This window comes from Pseudomonas sp. B21-021 (genome assembly GCF_024749205.1).
Classification (GTDB): Bacteria; Pseudomonadota; Gammaproteobacteria; order Pseudomonadales; family Pseudomonadaceae; genus Aquipseudomonas; species Aquipseudomonas paraglycinae.
On record NZ_CP087192.1, the window covers coordinates 2,198,034 to 2,217,613 of the forward strand.

A 19,580-nucleotide genomic window follows, 5' to 3' on the forward strand; every position below is an offset into this window, starting at 1 on the left:
GTGGTTGGCAGCGCCGTGGTCGCTGACGGCGTTGCCGACAGTCGGGTCCACGGCGATAAACATTCAGGTAGAAGGCCGACAGCGCACAGGCGCTGTCGGCTGAAAGGGCGCTTTCGCTCAGGCGGTTTCGAGGGGCTTTTTGTGGGTGACGACGCGGCCACCCTCCATGCGCACCAGTTGATCGGCGACGTCGAAATAGCGGTCGTCGTGGGAGATCACGATGATGGTTTTGCCCATCTGTTTCAGTTCCGGCAGCAACTCGGTGTAGAAGATCCGCCGGAATGCCGGGTCCTGGTCGGCGGCCCATTCGTCGAACACCAGCACCGGACGTTCCTCCAGCCAGGCGTTGATCAGGGCCAGACGCTTGCGCTGGCCGGTGGACAGATCGGTGGTGCTGAACACGCCGTCCTGAATGCTCACCTTGTGCGCGATTTCCAGGCGCTCCAGATAACGGCCGGCATCGGCAGGAACCTGTTGATCGCCCTGTACCAGCTCATCGAACAGGTAGTAGTCGGCAAAAATCGTGGTGAACAGCTGGCGGTAGTCATCGCGGGCCCGGGCATCGACCACCTGACCGTTGAGCAGGACTTCACCGCGCTGTGGCGCATACAGCCCCAGCAGCAGTTTGATCAGGGTGGTCTTGCCGCCGCCGTTCTCGCCGACGATGAACACGATGTCGCCCTGAGCGATGTTCAGATTGACCGGGCCCAGTTCGAAGGCGGCGCTGCCTTTGACCGGTGGAAAGGCGTAATGCACGTTGTGCATTTGCAGCTGCTGGACCGGGGTTTTGCTCACCGGCGCGGATTCGCTCAACAGCAAGTGCGGCTCCGGCGAGGAAAATTGCTCGGCCAGATCGTTGATGCGCTTGAACGCGATGTTCGCGCGGCTGATCACCGGCAGGGTGGTGATCAGGTATTCCAGCGGGCCTTTCATGTACAGCAGCACCAGCACGAAACCGCTGAGCACCGCTTTGTCAGTGCCCAGCCACAAGGACTGGAGCGCCAGCACCAGGCCGATGACCACGAAAAACAGCATCGAGCCGAACGTCTTGGCCATCACGAAAATGTTGACCGAACGAATGTGGGTCCGGCAGATGAAATCGGCGGTGCCTTCGATGCGCTGGCTGAACATGCGCTGGCGACGCGGCCGATGAATGCGCAACTCCTTGGCGCCGGCGGCAATCGCGCTGTAGTGCTTTTGCAGTTCATCCTCGGCTTCGCGAGCGGTTTCGAAGCCTTTGATGCCTTTGTTGCGGGCGACGTATTGCACCGCGATGCCGACCACCAGGGCCACCAGCAACAGGATGAACATCGGCAGCGACAGGAACGCCAGATAGCCCAGGCAACCGAGCGTCACGGTAAAGGCGATGGCCAGCGGCGCGAAGGAAAAGGCGAAATCGCTGACCGTGTCGACGTCGTGGGTCAGCACCGGAATCAGGCGGTGGCTGCGGAACCGTTCAATTTGTTCGATGGGCGCCAGCAGGACCTTTTCACCCAGGGATTTACGCAGCCCGGCAATGATGTGCTGGCCGACGTGGTTGGTGCCGATGTCCGACAGAATCGAGGTCAACAGGGCAAAGGCGCAGAGGCCGGCAAACGTCGCCAATACCGTGGCCGAAGGGCTGCCGGCGCCGTTCAGGGCTTTGTTGATGGTCGCCAGCAGGACGGTGACGCTGACGCCACCGAGCATGCCGAGCAGGATCGACAGCGCCACGACGACCCGGTAAGGCTTGAGCAGGCCGAGGACTTCACTGATGGCTCCGCGCGATTTTGTGGTCATGGAGGTTTCCGCTTTTGGTGCCGGTCAAGGCATTGGTTCAAGGGTAGGGCTGGTTAAAAGACGAAACCCGCGGGCAGCGATTTAGCCGCCCGCGGGTTTATCGAGGACTCAAGCGACGAGCGAGCGGCGGGTGCCGCTGCGGTGCTCGCGGTTAGAGGTCGCGCGCCACGCGAAAACCGATCCAGTCGCCACGCTCGGTCGGCACCAGCGCATTGCGGTTGCCGGAGCGGGAGAACACCGGCGCTTCGCCCCAGTCGTTGCCGCGAATGCGCTTGAACTGGCACTTGCCGGTCTCCCACGCACTGCCGTCACTCGGCGCGCCTTCGTAGTTTTCGTTGTAGCAATCGGCGGTCCATTCGTAGACGTTGCCGTGCATGTCGTACACACCGAAGGCGTTGGGCGGGAAGCTGCCGGCCGGCGCGGTGAAGTTGTAGCCATCGGCCGCACCGTAGGTATTGGCGTGCTTGGCGATGCTGTATTCCTTGCCCTCATCGAACGGGAAGGGGAACGGCCCGGTGGTGCCGCCACGGGCGGCGTATTCGCGCAGGGACTCACTGACCAGGCGGTACTGCTTGCCGGTCTTTTTCGACAGCCAGGCCACGTAGGCGTTGGCCTCGGCGAAGTCCATGCACACTGCCGGGTGCTTGTCGGTGTACTGCTTGCGCGGGTCGCTGCCGGCGTAATCCGGGATCCCGGCCTTGCACGCGCGGCCCGGGCGGGTATCGCCGTCGGGCATGACGTAACCGGTGTCCTTGAGGTAGGCAAACCATTCGCCCTTGAGCACCTGGAAACGGCTGATTGCCAGCGGTTTGGCGAACGTCACCGGGTGCATCGGGCCTTCGTCGGGCTCGCGGCCGACTTCGTCTTCAGGCGTGCCCATGGTGAACGTGCCGGTGGGCAGCACGACCATTTCCGGACAGTCCTTGCAGTCCTTGAACACCTTGCCCGGTGCCGGTGGGGTGGCAGCCTGGGCGGTGGTCGGCAGCAGGCAGGCGGCGAGGGCGGCGAGCGTCAGCGCCGACAGGCTTTTCAAGGCAAAACGAGGCAGTTCACTGTTCATTTCGAGTCTCGTCAAAAGGAAAAAGGTTCGGCTCACAGCGCCTGATCCAGCACGGCCAGCAGGCGGTCGATCTGGGCTTCATCGTTGAGCAGGCCCGGCGCGGTGCGGATCACTGGCCCGACATCGCGCTCGACGGCGTCAGCCACGACTTTGTTGGCCATCAGGTGCGCGGCGATCTTGTCGCTGTTCTTGCCAGTGACCCGGAAGAAGGTGAAGCCGGCGGAAAACTCAGGGCTCAACGGCGTGACCAGCTCAATCTGCGGGCGTTGCAGCAGGCGTTTTTTCAGGTAGCTGTTGAGTTCATGAATGCGCGCCTGCACGTCGGCCTTGCCCAGTTGCAGGTGCAACTTGAACGCCTCGGTCAGCGCCCAGCGGTGTTCGAAAGCGTGATAACCGCCAGGGGTCATGGTGGTGGAGAAGTGCTCGGCCTCGGAAAAGGTCGGAATGATCGGCGTAACGTATTTCACTTCCGGCGTACGGCTGACCACGATCCCGGTGCCGCGCGGGCCGAACATCCACTTGTGGGTGCCGGCGATGAAGAAGTCGCAGTTCATGGCCGGGAAGCTCAGGTCTTCCACGCCGAAACCGTGCACGCCGTCCACCACGTAGATGATGCGGTCGGCTTCGCTGCGCCCGCGGTTGTGTTTGTCGACCAGCGCACCGATTTCGGCGAGCGGCAGTTTCACGCCGCTGCCCGAATGCACCCAGCACATGCCCAGCACGCGGGTTTCGGGGCGGATGGCACGATCGATGCTGGTCAGGATTTCATCTTTGCTGATCCGGTAAGGATCCTTGAACAGACGGATCTTGCGCACCTTGGTGCCGTCACGCTGGGTGCGCAGCTCGAGGATGGTGTGCGTTGCGTAATGCTCGTGGGCCGTGGTGAGGATTTCCTGATCGGCGCGTACCTGCACGCCACCGTAAATCATCGCCAGGCCTTCGGTGGTGCTGCCGGTGAGCGCAATCTGCCGGGCATCGGCCTGCACGTATTGGCCGGCCAGCACGCGCACGGCTTCCTCGCGTTTTTCGGTGACACCGTGGTCCCAGTCCATCGCCAGCCCGGGGTTCTTGTCGAGGGCGGCGCGGTGCATTTCGATCGCCTCGCGCACCGGGCGCGGGTGGGTGGTGATCAGGAAGTTGGAGAAGTGCAGCCACGCCGGATCCTGATCGAACAATTGCTGCAACTGCGCCCACTTGTTGCGTGGCAGCGGGGCGGCGGCGGTCGAAGCGCTGGCGATGTTCGGCAGGCTCGCGCCCAATGGCAATGCGGCGGCGAGGATCCCGGCCTGCTTGAGAAAGTCACGACGGTTGCTCATGGCTTGGCGGCTTCCCGGGCAGTGGCCAGTGCCGGTTTGGCGGATTTCTCCACCTGGTCCCAGACCCGCAGGAAGTTGCCGCCCCAGAGCTTGGCGATATCGGCTTCGGTGTAACCGCGCGACAGCAGTTCAGCGGTCACGTTGCGGATTTCGCCGACGTTTTCCCAGCCTTTGACGCCGCCACCTTCGTTGAAGTCCGAGCTGATGCCGACGTGGTCGATACCGATCTTTCTGACCGTGTAATCGATGGCGTCGCCCAGGTCCTTGAGGCTGGCTTTCGGCTCTTCTTCGAGGATCGCGTAGAGCTGGCCGGCGTATTCGCCGAATTTCTGCTCCGACCACGCCGAGATGATCGGATCGCCCGGCATCAGGGCCACGGCCAGGTTCGGCAACGGCGGCAGATCGTAGCGTTTGCGCAGTTCATTCAGCTTGTCCTGAGTGCCCTGGGTCAGTGGGCGCAGGTATTGCGAGAAGCCGACGATCTGCACCACGCCGCCGCTGTTCTTGATCAGCTGCATTTCCTTGTCGCTGAGGTTGCGCGGGATATCGACCATGGCGCGCGGCGCCGAGTGCGACGCCACCAGCGGGGTGCGGCTCAGTTGCGCGACTTGCTCCAGGGCCTTGGTCGACATCTGCGACACGTCGATGATCACGCCCAGGTCGTTCAGGCGTTTCACCGCTTGCTTGCCCAGGTTCGAAAGACCGTCGAGGGCGTCCGGCGAATCATTGAAGAACGGCAGCGGGCGCGACGAGTCGGCCCAGTCGTTGTTGCCGATGTAGCTGAAGCCGAACATGCGCATGCCGCGCGCGGTCCACAGGTCCAGCAGGTTCAGGTCGTGGCCCAGCGGGTAGGCGTTGAGCATGCTGATGAAGATCGCGAACTTGCCTTCGCCGTGCAGGCGCCGGAAGTCGTCGGCGGTGTAGGCGATGCCGACCTGGTTGGGGAAGTCGCGGACCATGCCGGAAATGATCTTGTAGCGGATTTCCTGCTGGTTGCGCGCCTCGTCGACGAAGCCGGCGGTGGGTTTGTGCGGGGCATTGGCGCCGTTCCAGATTTCCGGCCAGCCGAAGATCGTCAGTGCCGCGCCGGACAGGCGTCCGCGATTGGCCTTGACCAGGTCGAACTGGTCGCTGCCGTCCTTGTCGACTTCGTGGCCGGTGGTGCCGAAGTTCTGGGTGATGGTGATGTGGCTGTCGAACGAGAGCATGTGTTCGTGCAGCTCTTCGGCCTGCTGCATGACTTTGCGAGGGTAGCCGGGATTGTCCTTGAACCAGATATCCCAGACCGCGAAACCGGCACCGGCGCTGATCGCCAGGGCCAGCGGCAGGCCGATGTAAAGAGCCTTTTTCGAACGTGGTTTTGTCATTGCCATCTCAGTCAGGTTCGCCGTCGAGGTGCAGGCACAGAGGCCTTTGCTATCTGGGAAGAACGAGCGGGCGCGGGAGAAAATTAGTCCGCCCCGAGGGCGCTTAAATTTGTTCGCTCAGCAAACGTTCTAGCTTGGATAAAGCCTGCTTCAGGGCTGAACACAGGTAGGGCAATGAGGATTTCTCGACGATGGTTCATGGCAGGCCTGGCGCTGACCGGCGCTGCCGTACCTGCAGCTTATTTCGGGCATCGCGAATGGACGAAGCCCGACCCGACGATCACCCCCGGTGAGGCGTCTTTCGATGTCGCCGACGTGGCCGGGCAACGCTTGGCGAATGCGTTGCGCGGGGTCTGGAAGATCCGTTTCGTTGGGCGTGACGCGGGCCTGGACGGCTTGCCGGCCCAGGGCCTGGAAGTGTTCATCGACATCGGTCAGAAAGGCCGGGGCGTGTGCGGTTTTCTCGACACGTCGGAGCGTCTGCGCTCTGCCGACACACCTCGTTACCGAATACTCGGCGATCTTGCCGGGGCCGAGGCTTCGAAGCTCAGCTGGCGCCTGCTGGGCACCGGCGGCAGCGTCGACTACGAACTGAACATGATCCTCGACGAGGTCTGGGCGGATTTCGGCAACGCCGGCAGCGGCACCCTCAGTGGCAGTGTCCAGCGCCTCGATCGCGCGCTGGCCTTGCCGGCGCAGGATCACCGCTTCATCGCGGTCAAATGCCTGTTTCCCGAAGCCCGCCAGCGCACACCGCTGAATGCGCCTTTGCTGGCCTGGCTGGTGTCACCCGAGCATCGGCTGTTCCACCAGGTGTGGCACGCGACGCGGGACAAATGGCACACCCTGTCCGAGGACAAACGCAACGCCATACGCGGCCTCGGCTGGCAGCCCGGCCCCCGCGATCAGGAGCGTGACGCCCGGGGCAAGCGCAAGGACCGCAACGGTTCAGGCATCGATTTCTTTTTCATGCACCGGCACATGCTCGGGACGGCGCGTTCGCTGCAGGATCTGCCGTCGTGGGAGTTCTTCCCGCTGCCGCAGCCGGAACTGGTGCGCGACCGTCAGGGTTTTGCCCGCTATTTCGATAATCACGACGGCACCGCGCTGCCGCCGACGTGGCTGGCCGATGGCGACGATGAATTCAGCCAGTGGGTCAGCGACATCAAGACCGCCGAGACCTATCAGAGCAACTTCGAGGTCTGGGAGTCGCAGTACCGCGATCCACAGTATCTGTCGAAGATGACCCTCGGTCAGTTCGGCTCCGAAGTCGAACTGGGGCTGCACGACTGGCTGCACATGCGCTGGGCTTCGGTGCCGCGCGATCCGTCCAACGGTCAGCCGGTGCCGCTGGCCCGGGATCTGGACGATTTTGCCGCACGCTGGTTCGCCCCGGAAAACGACTTCCTCGGCGATCCGTTTTCATCTCACGTGAACCCGGTGTTCTGGCATTTCCACGGCTGGATCGACGACCGCGTGGAAGACTGGTTCCGCGCCCACGAGCGTTTCCATCCGGGCCAGGTCACGCGGCTTGAAGTCAATGGTGTGAAATGGTTTGCGCCTGGGCGCTGGGTCGAAGTCGCTGACCCATGGCTCGGCCCGACCACCCACGGTTGCAGCACCACGCCGGGGTTGCAGGTCGGCAAGTCGGTCGAGATGGATCCGGAAGTCATGAAGCTTGCGCTGCGAATCGTGTTCGGTTCGGATGAGAAGAAGCTGGAAGGGTTGTTCCGGCGAGTGCCGAAGCGGCCGTGGTATGCGCGCAATCTGAAGGCCAAAACCGACGCGGTCTGAGGACCGCGTTGTCGTTAGCCGGATCGCCCTATGTAGCAAACTCGCTCCCAAAGTGATCGTGTCCATTCAGATGGAATGCGGTCACTGTGGGAGCGAGCTTGCTCGCGAAAGCGGTCTTGAGTCCGCTGCGATTACAGCGCCTGCCACCCACCGCCCAGTGCCTTGTACAGCCCGATACTCGCCTGCAATCGCGACAGCCGCAGTTGCACATTCAGATCCTGCGCCGCATACAGCGTGCGCTGGGTTTCCAGTACCGTCAGCAAGTCTTCGGCGCCGGCCTCATAGCGGCTCTGAGCGATGTCGAACGCGGTCTGCGCCTGATTCAACTCTTCACTTTGCCACTGCCGCTGCGCGTCGAGCCCGCGAATGCTGTTCAGGGCTTTTTCGACGTCGGCGAAACCGTTGATGATGGCGGCGCGATAGGTTTCCAGCAGTTCTTCCTGACGGGCCCTGGCCTTGTCGCGCTCGGCGCTCAGTCGCCCGTTGTTGAAGACGGGCGCGAGCAGTCCGGCGGTGAGGTTGTAGAACGGGCTGCGGATAATGTCGTCGAACTGGTTGGCGCCGGAGCCGAGCTGGGCAGACAGGGTCACGCTCGGCAGCATGGCGGCGCGGGCGACCTTGACGTCGGCTTCGGCCGCCGCCAGTTGCGCCTCGGCGCGGGCGATGTCCGGACGGTGGCTGAGCAGGTCGCTGGGCACACCGGCGGTGATGGTCGGCCATTGCAGTTGGTCGAACGGCTCCGCGCCGGTTTGCAGATCCTGCACCGGCCGGCCGAGCAGGGCGGCGAGGCTGATCAAAGCGTCCTGGGCCTGTTGTTGCACCAGCGGCAATTGCCGTTGTTGCGCGGCCACCAGGCTTTTCTGCTGGGCCAGTTCCAGCGCGGTGGCCGAGCCTGAATCGAAGCGGGTCTGCACCAGCTTCAGCACGTTCTGCGCGTTCGCCAGGTTCAGCTCGGCGATACGACTTTGCTCGCGCAGGGACAAGGCCTGCGCATAGGTGTTGGCCACGCCGCTGAGCAAGGTCAGTTCCACGGTCGCCCGATCGAACTCGCTGGCTTGCAGGGCAAACTGTGCACTGTCGCGGGAGGCGCGTTTGCCGCCCCAGAAATCGATTTCGTAAGTAGCGGTCAGGCTGGCGTCGAAATAATCCACCGCCTTGTTGCTGTTGTCGGCGTCGAGCTGGCTGTAGCCGTTACCGCGCAGCAATTTTTGCCGATTGGCATTGGCCCCGGCTTTCACTTCAGGCAACTGCGAGCCGCCGGCAATCACGGTGCCGGCCTGGGCCTGACGTACCCGCGCCATGGCGGCCGCGAGGTCGAAACTGCCGAGGCGGGCCTGTTCGATCAGGCGGTCGAGTTCGGGGCTGCCGAACTGCTTCCACCATTGCGGATCGATGCGGGCGACGCTGGCGCCGTGGGGCGATTGCCAGGTCGCCGGTGGCTGCAAGCCGCTGTCGGGACGCTGGACGGGATTGCCGCAGGCGCTGAGCATCAGGCACACGGTCAACAGGCTGAGGCGCGATTTCATAGATCGATCATTCACTGGTAAGGGCCGTCACCGGGTCGAGTCGGGCGGCTTTGCGGGCCGGCATGAAGCCGAAGACAACACCGGTCACAAGGGCGCAGCCAAAGGCACCGAGCACCGCCATCAAGGAAAACGCCACGGCGACTTCGCTGAGGATCAGCACGCCGCCGACGATCAGTGCCAGGGCGATGCCGGCGATCCCGCCGACCACCGACAACATCACTGCTTCGGTGAGGAACTGGCGCAGGATGTCGCGCTGACGGGCACCGGTAGCCATACGAATACCGATTTCGCGGGTGCGTTCGCGCACGGTCATCAGCATGATGTTCATCACGCCGATCCCGCCCACCAGCAGCGAAATCGCGGCAATCGAGCCGAGCATCAGCGACAGGGTGTTTTGCGTGCGGGCTTCGGCCTGGATCATCGCGGCGTTGTTGGTCAGTTCGAAATCCTTCTTGCCGTTGTGCAGGCGCAGCATCAGTTGCTCGATCGCGTGTTCGGCTTCCTTGACCTTGCGCGCATCGGCGGCGGCGATCGCCACGTATTCCGGATTGCGTGTGCCGAACAAACGGACGCTGGCGGCGGAGTAGGGCACTGCGATGCGGTTGTCGCTGTCGGAGTCGCCGGAGCTGGCGCCTTTTTCCGCCAGCACGCCGACCACCTGGAAGGGCACGTTCTCGATCAGGATGTATTGGCCGATGGGGTTGGCGACATCCTTGAGCAATTTGGTGCGAACCTTGTGGCCGATCACTGCGACCGCTGCGGCATTGCGTTCATCGGCCTCGGTGAAATAACTGCCCTGCACCACGGGCCAGTTGAAGATCGCCGGGAAGTTGGTGTCGTTGCCGCCGACGTAACTCAAGTAGTCGGCATTGCCGAACCGCACACCGGCTTCGGCGCCGTTGACCGGCATGATTCGCATGACCTGCGGCAGGCTGGCCAGTGCCGCCACGTCATCGAGGGTGACGATGCCTGGCGGTGTGCGCGGGTTGGGTGACGAGCCGCTGAGGTAAATGATGTTCGAGCCGAAGGCGCCCATTTGCGCCATGACCTGGCGCTTGCTGCCTTCGCCGACCGCGAGCATCACCACCACCGAGGCCACGCCAATGATGATCCCCAACAGGGTCAGCGCGGTGCGGAAGCGGTTGATCCACATCACTCGCCAGGCGGCGTGCAGTGCGTCGATCAGTTCGCCTTTCCAGGCGCCTGTCGCTTCGGCGCCTTCAGTCAGGCGCTTGCGCAGATCCACGGCTTGCAAGGCGCCGGGGTTGGCGCTGGTCTGGGCCTCGGGGTTATGGCGGGCGCTGTCGCTGACGATCAGGCCGTCGCTGATTTCGATGATGCGTTTGGCTCGCGCGGCCACTTCGCGGTCGTGGGTGATCAGAATGACCACGTGGCCCTGGCTCGCCAGTTCGTCGAGCAGCGCCATGACTTCCTTGCCGCTGTGGCTGTCGAGGGCGCCGGTGGGCTCGTCGGCAAGAATGATGTGGCCGCCGTTCATCAAGGCCCGGGCAATCGACACCCGTTGTTGCTGGCCGCCGGAAAGTTGATGCGGACGGTTGCCGGTGCGCGAGGCCAAGCCGAGGCGGTCGAGCAGGGCGGCGGCACGAGCATGGCGCTCGGCGGCGGGTGTGCCGGCGTAGATCGCCGGCATCTCGACGTTTTCCTGGGCCGAGCCGGACGGAATCAGGTGATAACCCTGGAACACGAAACCAAAGGCCTCGCGGCGTAGCCAGGCCAGTTCGTCGGTGTCCAGGCCAGCGACGTTTTCCCCGGCGAAGCGGTACTCGCCGGTGGTCGGCCGGTCGAGGCAGCCGAGAATGTTCATCAGCGTCGACTTGCCGGAGCCGGAGGCGCCGACGATCGCCACGAATTCGCCGGCGTGGATCGACAGGTCGATACCGCGCAGGACATGAACCTCGGGCGCGTCGCCGCCGCCGTAGGATTTGCGGATGTCCTGCAGGTCGATCAGAGGCGTTTGCATTCAACCTCCGCTGCCGGTGGCCGGGCCGATCACCAAATGATCGCCCTCGTTGAGGCCTTCGAGAATCTGCACTTTCAAGCGGTCGCTGATGCCGGTGCGCACTTCGCGGGTTTCGATCTTGCCGTTGGCGGCGATCACCTGCGCGGTCTGCAGGTTGGCGGTGGTGCTGCCCTGCAGCGCGGCAACCGGTGCGGTAAGCACGTTTTGCGCCTGGTGGGCGACGAAGAAGACTTGCGTGGTCATTTCCGCCATCAGCGCGTTGTCGGCGTTGTCGACGTCCAGCAACACGGTGTACAGCACCACGCGGGCACTCCCGCTTTTGCTGGTGCTGGCGGGGCTGCCGCCACCCTGGCTGGTCTGGTCCAGCGGCTTGGGCGGCACCGGCAGGATCTGCCGCACGGTGCTGCTCCAGCGCCGGTTGCCGCCGCTGAGGGTGGTGAAGTAGGCGGTCATGCCCGGTTTGACGTGGCCGATGTCGGCTTCTGAAACCTCGGCCCATACCGTCATCGGCGACAGTTTGGCGATACGCAGGATCAGTGGCGTCTGCTGCTGGGCGTTGAGGGTCTGGCCTTCACGCGCATCGAGGGCGACCACCGTGCCGGCCATCGGCGCGTAGATGCGGGTGTAGCCGAGTTCGGCCTGGTCGCTGCGCAGGCTGGCTTCGGCCTGACGGATCTGGGCCTGGAACATGTCGATGCGCGCCTGAGTGGCTTTCAGTTCGGCGCGGGCGGTCTGCACGTCTTCTTCGCGGGTCGCGCCGCCGGCGGCGAGATTCTGCTGGCGTTGATATTTCTGTTGCGCCAGTTCGTGCTGGGCTTTTTGCTCCTGCAATTGGGCCTTGAGGTTTTCGATGGAGAAACGCCCGGCGTCGAGTTTGGCTTTTTGCGTGGACGGGTCGATTTCCACCAGCAACTGGCCTTCCTTGACCACGTCACCGACCTCGACGTGGATTTTCTGGATCTGCCCCGACGCCTGGGCGCCGACGTCCACATAGCGGCGCGGCTGCAGCGTGCCCAGCGCGGTGACGCTGCTTTCGATGTCGCCACGGCTGACGGAGACGGTGGCGAACTGATCGCGACCGGGCGGCAGGACTTGCCACGCCGCAACGGCAATCACGGGGATCAGGCAAAGAGCGATGAGCAGGGCGCGTCGGGCGGGGCGGGGACGTTTCATGCGGGGTTCCGGCCAGTGTGAATCGGCCCGTCATCCGGCGGGCACCGCAAGCGGGCACGGCCGAATGCTGTCGCAGGGCACGACAGACACGGGAGGGCTGTTGGTTAAACGAGAGAAGGGGCGGCGAATTTAAGCGCTGAAAAACGCGGTAACAGGTATAGGCGAGAACAATTTGTCGGGCAAACCGAAACAGCGCTTTAAATCTATATGAGAATTACTATAAATTACGCACCTGAAATTGCCACTACCGTGCCACTGCCTGTTTCGACAGTCGCGGATCTGGCTCAAGGATCGAAACCGCACGCTGCGGCGGGGAATCATGTTGGAAAACTACTATCGCGAGTTGGTGTGTTTCCTGAACGCCAGGCTCGGCAACCGTCAGGTGGCCGAAGACGTGGTGCATGACGCTTATCTGCGGGTGCTGGAGCGATCCAGCGAAACGCCGATCGAGCAGCCTCGGGCATTTCTCTATCGCACCGCACTCAATCTGGTGATCGACGACCATCGGCGCAATGCCCTGCGTCAGGTCGAATCGCTGGAAGTGCTCGACAGCGAAGAGCGCTACTTCACCCCGTCCCCCCACAACACCTTCGATCACGGCCAGCGACTGGAGATGCTCCAGCGTGCCCTGGCTGAACTTTCGCCGCTGTGTCGCGAAAGTTTTCTGTTGCGCAAGATCGAAGGTCTGTCGCATCCCGAGATTGCCGAACACCTAGGGATTTCCAAGGCTCTGGTGGAAAAGCACATCGTCAACGCCATGAAGCATTGCCGCCTGCGCATCAAACAATGGGACGCCCATTGAGCCGTCGTCGTTAAATTTTATTTCACTGTCCTCGTTCCTACTCAACAGACGATCTGCTGTCCTGCTCAAGGCCGGTCAGGTCACTCAGGCTTTTCGTCCAGAGGACACTGGAAATGACACAGGCAATTGCATCGCCCATCGTTCACGACCTGATCGGCGTCGGTTTCGGCCCTTCGAACCTGGCGCTGGCCATCGCTCTGCAAGAGCGCGGCCCGATCCAGGGGGAACTGGATGTTCTGTTTCTCGACAAACAACCCAACTACAGCTGGCACGGCAACACCCTGTCGACCCAGAGCGAGTTGCAGATTTCCTTCCTCAAGGATCTGGTGACCCTGCGCAATCCGACCAGCCCGTACTCGTTCGTCAACTACCTCAAGCACCACGGTCGTCTGGTGGACTTCATCAACCTCGGCACCTTCTACCCGTGCCGCATGGAGTACAACGACTACCTGCGCTGGGTGGCTGCGCAGTTCACCGAGCAAAGCCGTTACGGCGAAGAAGTGCTGACCATCGAGCCGGTGCTGCACAACCATCAGGTCGAAGCGCTGCGGGTGATTTCCCGTGGTACGGACGGTCAGCAGTTCGTGCGTACTGCGCGTTCGGTGGTGGTCAGCGCCGGCGGCACGCCGCGCATTCCCGAGGCCTTCAAGGCGCTGAAAGGCGACGGTCGGGTGTTCCATCACTCGCAGTACCTGGCCGAGATGGCCAAGCAGCCGTGCATCAACAACCAGCCGATGAGCATTGCAATCATCGGTGGCGGCCAGAGCGCGGCGGAAGCCTTCATCGACCTGAACGACTCGTTCCCGTCGGTGCAGGTCGACATGATCCTGCGTGGCTCGGCCCTGAAGCCGGCGGACGACAGCCCGTTCGTCAACGAAGTGTTCTCGCCGGAATTCACCGACCTGATCTTCCAGCAGAACAGCAGCGAGCGTGAACGTCTGGTCAACGAGTACCACAACACCAACTACTCGGTGGTCGACATCGACCTGATCGAGCGCATCTACGGCATCTTCTATCGCCAGAAGGTTTCCGGTGTCGCACGCCATGCGTTCCGCACCCTGACCACGGTCGAGAAAGCCACCGCCACCGAACGCGGTATCGAACTGACCGTGCGCAACAACGCCACCGGCGAAGTCACCGTGCGTGCCTACGACGCGGTCGTGCTGGCCACCGGTTACGAGCGTCAGATGCACCGCAAACTGCTGGCGCCGCTGGAAGAGTACCTGGGCGACTTCGAGGTCGATCGCAATTACCGCCTGATCACCGACGAGCGCTGCAAGGCCGGTCTGTACATGCAGGGCTTCTGCCAGGCCAGCCACGGTCTGAGCGATACGCTGCTGTCGATCCTGCCGATCCGCGCGGACGAGATTGCCGGCTCGCTGTATGAGCATGGCAAGAACCGTGGGCACAGCCGTTCGGTGATGGATCTGTTGTTGGCGACTGCCAGCTAAACCAGACCGTTGATCGTTCCCACGCTCTGCGTGGGAATGCTTCAAGGGACGCTCTGCGTTCCAATGGGACGCAGAGCGTCCCCGGCTGCATTCCCACGCAGAGCGTGGGAACGATCTCGGCGATCTCGGGGGCAATCCTGAACCCTTCCTGAACACCCGCCACATTCCCCGACACACTTCCTTTTGCGGGTTTACTCTCCAGACATCGGGGCGTAAGCTTCGCGCGTTTTCATCAATAGCGGAGACCCACAGTGGGTACTTGTTCGAGTGACAGTTGTCGGCCGGTCCTTGTAACCGGCAGATTCTCGGCAAGATAACGCGCATTCCTTTGTGCCGTTGTCTCGCCGAACAGCGAGCAGCGGCATCCCGATCATGACCGGTCCCGGTCATGTCCCGACGTCCTTCTCATCGACACTGAAAAGCCTGTGAAGTCGACTTCATCGTCGTCATTGCAGCCCTATCGACACGCCTGTCTTTTCTGACCGGCGCGCCACGCCTTGCCGTGCCGGTTTTCCGGTGCCCAGGACGAGGACGTACCTGCTCGACGGTTTCCCGGCTGACCATAGGGGCAACAGCCATGAAACTTACGCTCAAGGAATTTTTCGCAGGCTTCCTGCGGACCCGCCACATCGCCCGGCACTTCCGTCGCCTGGCCTTGCTGGAAACCCTCAGCGACACCACGGTCAGCCGTGAAGTGCCGCCGACTCTCGCCAATACACTGGTGGACGCCGCCCATTGCGACAGCGGCGTGCTGCTGTCGAACCTCGGCACTCACACCGACGGCCTCACCGATTTCGAAGTCGATGTGCTGCGTGCGCAGCATGGCCTCAACGAAGTCGAACACGAGCAACCGCTGCCGTGGTGGACCCACCTGTGGCACTGCTACAAAAACCCGTTCAACCTGCTGCTGACCTTGCTTGCGGTGATCTCGTGGCTGACCGAAGACCTCAAGGCCGCCATCGTGATTTTCTCGATGGTGGTGCTGTCGACGCTGCTGCGCTTCTGGCAGGAAAGCAAATCCAACCAGGCCGCCGACGCGCTCAAAGCGATGGTCAGCAACACCGCCACGGTGCTGCGCCGGGATGCGCCGCGCGCTGAATTGCCGATCAAGCAATTGGTGCCCGGCGATCTGATCGTGCTGTCGGCCGGCGACATGATTCCTGCCGATTGCCGGGTGCTCAGCGCCAAGGACCTGTTCGTCAGCCAGGCGGCGATGACCGGCGAATCGATGCCGGTGGAAAAATTCCCGCGTCAGGCCGATCGCGACACGCGCAATCCGCTGGAACTCGACAACATCCTGTTCATGGGCACCAACGTGGTGTCCGGTACGGCGGTGGCGGTGATTCTCACCACCGGCAACAGCACCTATTTCGGTGCGCTGGCGCAGCGGGTCGGGGCGACTGATCGCGCGGTGACTTCGTTTCAGCAAGGCGTGAACAAAGTCAGCTGGCTGCTGATCCGCTTCATGTTCGTCATGGCGCCGCTGGTGTTGTTCATCAACGGTTTCACCAAGGGCGACTGGACCGAAGCACTGCTGTTCGCGCTGTCGATTGCCGTGGGCCTGACCCCGGAAATGCTGCCGATGATCGTCACCTCGACGCTGGCCAAGGGCGCGGTGTTCCTGTCGCGCAAGAAAGTCATCGTCAAACGTCTGGATGCGATCCAGAACTTCGGCGCCATGGACGTGCTGTGCACCGACAAGACCGGCACTTTGACCCAGGACAAGATCTTCCTGGCGCGTAACGTCGACGTTTGGGGCGAAGACTCCGATGACGTGCTGGAAATGGCTTACCTCAACAGCTACTACCAGACCGGCCTGAAAAACCTGCTTGATGTGGCGGTGCTGGAACACGTGGAAATCCACCGTGAGCTGAAGGTCGGCACGGCGTTTCGCAAGGTCGACGAGATCCCGTTCGACTTCAATCGTCGGCGCATGTCGGTGGTCGTCGAAGGGCGCGGCCAGCCGCATCAACTGATCTGCAAAGGCGCGGTTGAAGAAGTGCTGGCGGTGTGCAGCCGGGTTCGTCACGGTGAAGTCGACGAAGCCTTGAGCGATGAATTGCTGGCGAAAATCCGTCAGGTCACCGCAGCATTCAACGCTGAAGGCTTGCGCGTGGTCGCGGTGGCGGCACGGTCGATGCCTGAAGGACGCGACACTTACAGCCTGGGCGACGAGCAGGAACTGACGCTGATCGGTTATGTGGCGTTCCTCGATCCACCGAAGGAAAGCACCGCACCAGCGCTGAAGGCCTTGGCCGAACACGGCGTGGCCGTGAAAGTGCTGACCGGCGACAACGAGCTGGTGACCGCCAAGATCTGCCGCGAAGTGGGCCTGGCCCAGCAAGGCCTGCTGATGGGCAACGACATCGAACGCATGAGCGACGCGGAACTGGCGGTGGCGGTGGAAACCACCAACGTGTTCGCCAAGCTGACGCCGTCGCACAAGGAACGCATCGTGCGCATCCTCAAGGGCAACGGTCACGTGGTCGGGTTCATGGGCGACGGCATCAACGACGCCCCGGCGCTGCGCACCGCAGACATCGGGATTTCCGTGGACAGCGCGGTGGACATCGCCAAGGAAGCGGCCGACATCATCCTGCTGGAAAAGAGCCTGATGGTGCTGGAGGAGGGCGTGCTGGAAGGGCGCCGGACCTTCGCCAACATGCTCAAGTACATCAAGATGACCGCCAGCTCGAACTTCGGCAACGTGTTCTCGGTGCTGGTGGCCAGCGCGTTCATTCCGTTCCTGCCGATGCTGCCGATGCACCTGCTGGTGCAGAACCTGCTGTATGACATTTCGCAGATCGCGATCCCGTTCGACAACGTCGACGACGAGATGCTGAAACAGCCGCAACGCTGGCAGCCAGGGGACGTCGGGCGCTTCATGCTGTTCTTCGGCCCGATCAGTTCGATCTTCGACATCACAACGTTCGCCTTGATGTGGTACGTGTTCGATGCCAACACCCCGGATCACCAGACCCTGTTCCAGTCCGGCTGGTTCGTGGTGGGGCTGCTGACCCAGACGCTGATCGTGCACATGATCCGCACGCCGAAGATTCCGTTCCTGCAAAGCCGCGCGGCCATGCCGTTGCTGGTGATGACCGGAATCATCATGGCCGTGGGCATCTTCCTGCCGATGGGGCCGCTGGCGCACTACTTCAAATTGCAGGCACTGCCGTCGATGTACTTCGTGTTCCTGCCGGTGATCCTGCTGGCGTACATGGCGCTGACTCAAGCCGTCAAAGGCTTCTACATCCGCCGGTTCGGCTGGCAGTAACAGGCAAGAATTCCCCCCTTGTGGGAGCAAGGGGGGCGGTTTCAAGGAGTTCGACATGCAAGCGATCAACAATCTCAACCTCACCTCATTGCTCGACACTTTGGTCAGCCTCAGCGCGGCGTTCATCCTCGGCGGCCTGATCGGCTTCGAACGCCAATACCGGCAACGCACGGCGGGCTTGCGCACCAATGTTCTGGTGGCGGTCGGCGCGGCGATTTTCGTCGACATGGCCAACCGTCTCGCCGGTGCCGAAGGCGCGGTCCGGGTGGTCGCGTATGTGGTTTCCGGCATCGGTTTTCTCGGTGCCGGCGTGATCATGCGCGAAGAAGGCAACGTGCGCGGGCTCAACACCGCGGCCACGCTCTGGACCTCGGCGGCCGTTGGTGCCTGCGCCGGTGCCGACCTGCTGGCCGAAGCGGTGCTGGGCACTTTGTTCGTGCTCGCCGCCAATACCTTGCTGCGGCCGATCGTCAACAACATCAACCGTCAGCCGCTGGACGTGGTCTCGGCGGAAGTCACCAACATCGTCTACGTCATCGCCCGGCGTTCGCAGCAGACCGCCGTGTTCGCCTTGCTTGAAGCCGAGCTCGAACGCAGCAACTACCCGGCCAGTGACGTCGATGTGCACGCCTTCGGGGCCGATGAAATCGAGATCGAAGCGACGCTGGCGACCACTTCGGTGGACGGCGATGAGCTGGATGCACTGGTGAAGCGGATTTCCACTTCAAGCCTGGTGGTGCAGGCGTTCTGGAGTCCGAGCACGACGGAGTAACTTTTTTAATCCGGATGAGTGACGGTTTTTTTCGGAAAAGTCCTACAGAGCGTATCCCGATGCTTGGGTAGTCTTGCCGTCACTTCAAGCGAATACCCGGACTTTCACATTGACCGACAAAACCCTGCGCATTCTGATCGCCGACTTGCAGCATTTTCACCGGATGAAGATCGAGCGGATGTTCAACGGCCTCGATTACTACCGTATTGCACCAGTGCAGAACCTTGCCGAACTGCTGACGCTGGTCGATTACGGCGGTCAGCCGTTCGATGTCCTGGTGATCAATGCCGAACTGGCGGCCGGAATGGCGGATCTTCGCGGTTTTCTGTTTGATCATCCGCAAATCCGGCGGGCGCTGGTCTATGGTGAGCCGGTGGACTCCTCCGGTGTTCCCGGGCATTTCGGGGCAAAGATCATCACCAGCCCTGCGCCTTTGCCTTCAATCCGCGCCATCGAACAGTTGATGACCTCGGTCGAGGCTTCGTTCGGGCGCCCATCGCGTGTTCGATCACAGATCGGTCTGGCGCACAACTGTCAGATCTGACAGGTGATTCAGCGTGCACAGCGTGCAACAGTAGTAGCGCAGCTACCAATAGTCCCGTTCATGCAAGATCGGTGGCGCCATGTCAGGTATTCGCCCCGGGAGTGGTCATGGGTTCAGCATTGATTGTTGATGATCACCCAGTGGTGGTGGGTGCCGTTCGTATGGTTCTGGAGTCCGCAGGTTACGAACCGATCCATGTGACTGGCAAAGGTGTCGATGTGGTGTCGATGCTACGTGAACACGCGCCGGAGCTGGTCGTGCTCGACTTGAAACTCGATGGCTTCGGCGGCCTGGAGGTGTTGGCGCGCATCAGGGCCATCGGGCTGGTCTGCAAAGTGTTGATCTTCACCGCGGCCGACCCTGAACACTATCTGATGCGTTGCCGGCGTGCGGGGGCGATGGCTTTTGTCGCCAAATCCGCCTCGATGCAGCATTTGCAAAATGCAATCAAGGCCGTCCGTTCGGGTTATACCTACTTTCCCGAAATGCCTGTGGTCAATGCCGGGCAATCCGAAGCGCACCGCGATGAGCGAGAGTTGATTGCACTTCTGTCCACCCGCGAAATGGAGATCATGCTGAAGCTGGCCAGAGGTGAATCCAACAAGCATATTGCTCTGAAGATGAACCTCAGTCACAAAACCATCAGCACCTACAAGACCCGCTTGATGCTGAAACTCGGGGTAAGCTCGCTGGTGGTGTTGCGAGAGTTTGTCCAACGCAACGGCCTGTTTCCATAGG

General features: G+C 62.2%; 14 protein-coding genes. 7 read left to right on the plus strand and 7 right to left on the minus strand.

Going from position 1 to position 19,580, the window contains the following annotated elements; all coding sequences use genetic code 11:
* Positions 1 to 117: 117 nt before the first annotated feature.
* From LOY31_RS09755 to pvdM, 4 genes are all read right to left on the minus strand, one after another.
* The gene (locus LOY31_RS09755) at positions 118 to 1,779 is read right to left on the minus strand and encodes a cyclic peptide export ABC transporter (protein ID WP_258713164.1); all 1,662 of its coding nucleotides are present in this window, start codon (positions 1,777 to 1,779) and stop codon (positions 118 to 120) included.
* Positions 1,780 to 1,930: 151 nt separating this feature from the next.
* A complete protein-coding gene (locus LOY31_RS09760) occupies positions 1,931 to 2,839 on the minus strand; it encodes a formylglycine-generating enzyme family protein (RefSeq protein WP_127797451.1) in 909 nt (302 codons plus the stop codon).
* Positions 2,840 to 2,871: 32 nt separating this feature from the next.
* Complete coding sequence (locus LOY31_RS09765) at positions 2,872 to 4,155, minus strand: aminotransferase class V-fold PLP-dependent enzyme (RefSeq protein WP_258713165.1); 1,284 nt, start codon at positions 4,153 to 4,155, stop codon at positions 2,872 to 2,874.
* A complete protein-coding gene (gene pvdM / locus LOY31_RS09770; protein WP_258713166.1) occupies positions 4,152 to 5,522 on the minus strand; it encodes a pyoverdine-tailoring dipeptidase-like protein PvdM in 1,371 nt (456 codons plus the stop codon). The genes LOY31_RS09765 and pvdM overlap by 4 nt, the downstream gene beginning before the upstream one ends.
* A 174-nt stretch (positions 5,523 to 5,696) precedes the next feature.
* Between pvdM and LOY31_RS09775 the strand changes: the two genes are divergently transcribed.
* The gene (locus LOY31_RS09775; protein ID WP_258713167.1) at positions 5,697 to 7,316 is read left to right on the plus strand and encodes a PvdJ/PvdD/PvdP-like protein; all 1,620 of its coding nucleotides are present in this window, start codon (positions 5,697 to 5,699) and stop codon (positions 7,314 to 7,316) included.
* 131 nt (positions 7,317 to 7,447) lie between these two features.
* Here LOY31_RS09775 and LOY31_RS09780 read toward each other — a convergent pair whose 3' ends face one another.
* Genes LOY31_RS09780 through LOY31_RS09790 form a run of 3 tightly spaced genes read right to left on the minus strand, consistent with a single transcriptional unit; the run spans position 7,448 to position 11,996 of the window.
* Positions 7,448 to 8,842: an efflux transporter outer membrane subunit gene (locus LOY31_RS09780; protein ID WP_258713168.1), complete on the minus strand. Its 1,395-nt coding sequence runs from the start codon at positions 8,840 to 8,842 to the stop codon at positions 7,448 to 7,450.
* Between the two features lie 7 nt (positions 8,843 to 8,849).
* Complete coding sequence (locus tag LOY31_RS09785) at positions 8,850 to 10,823, minus strand: MacB family efflux pump subunit (protein ID WP_127797455.1); 1,974 nt, start codon at positions 10,821 to 10,823, stop codon at positions 8,850 to 8,852.
* Complete coding sequence (locus LOY31_RS09790) at positions 10,824 to 11,996, minus strand: efflux RND transporter periplasmic adaptor subunit (protein WP_007956378.1); 1,173 nt, start codon at positions 11,994 to 11,996, stop codon at positions 10,824 to 10,826.
* 319 nt (positions 11,997 to 12,315) lie between these two features.
* Between LOY31_RS09790 and LOY31_RS09795 the strand changes: the two genes are divergently transcribed.
* The 6 genes from LOY31_RS09795 to LOY31_RS09820 all read left to right on the plus strand — a co-directional run bounded on the left by LOY31_RS09795 (position 12,316) and on the right by LOY31_RS09820 (position 19,579).
* Positions 12,316 to 12,798 carry a sigma-70 family RNA polymerase sigma factor gene (locus tag LOY31_RS09795; protein WP_007956380.1) on the plus strand — a complete coding sequence of 161 codons (483 nt, stop codon included), beginning with the start codon at positions 12,316 to 12,318 and terminating at the stop codon, positions 12,796 to 12,798.
* Between the two features lie 113 nt (positions 12,799 to 12,911).
* Entirely contained in the window at positions 12,912 to 14,249 is a 1,338-nt protein-coding gene (locus tag LOY31_RS09800) for a lysine N(6)-hydroxylase/L-ornithine N(5)-oxygenase family protein (RefSeq protein ID WP_221534641.1), read from the plus strand.
* Positions 14,250 to 14,826: 577 nt separating this feature from the next.
* Positions 14,827 to 17,526, plus strand: coding sequence for a magnesium-translocating P-type ATPase (mgtA, locus tag LOY31_RS09805; protein WP_007956391.1), 2,700 nt, complete (start codon positions 14,827 to 14,829; stop codon positions 17,524 to 17,526).
* A 55-nt stretch (positions 17,527 to 17,581) separates the two neighbouring features.
* Positions 17,582 to 18,298: an MgtC/SapB family protein gene (locus tag LOY31_RS09810; RefSeq protein WP_085607898.1), complete on the plus strand. Its 717-nt coding sequence runs from the start codon at positions 17,582 to 17,584 to the stop codon at positions 18,296 to 18,298.
* A gap of 109 nt (positions 18,299 to 18,407) precedes the next feature.
* Positions 18,408 to 18,842 carry a hypothetical protein gene (locus LOY31_RS09815; RefSeq protein ID WP_007956400.1) on the plus strand — a complete coding sequence of 145 codons (435 nt, stop codon included), beginning with the start codon at positions 18,408 to 18,410 and terminating at the stop codon, positions 18,840 to 18,842.
* A 107-nt stretch (positions 18,843 to 18,949) separates the two neighbouring features.
* Positions 18,950 to 19,579 (plus strand): response regulator transcription factor, encoded by a 630-nt coding sequence (locus LOY31_RS09820; RefSeq protein ID WP_085607897.1) that lies wholly within the window; start codon positions 18,950 to 18,952, stop codon positions 19,577 to 19,579.
* Position 19,580 lies beyond the last annotated feature (1 nt).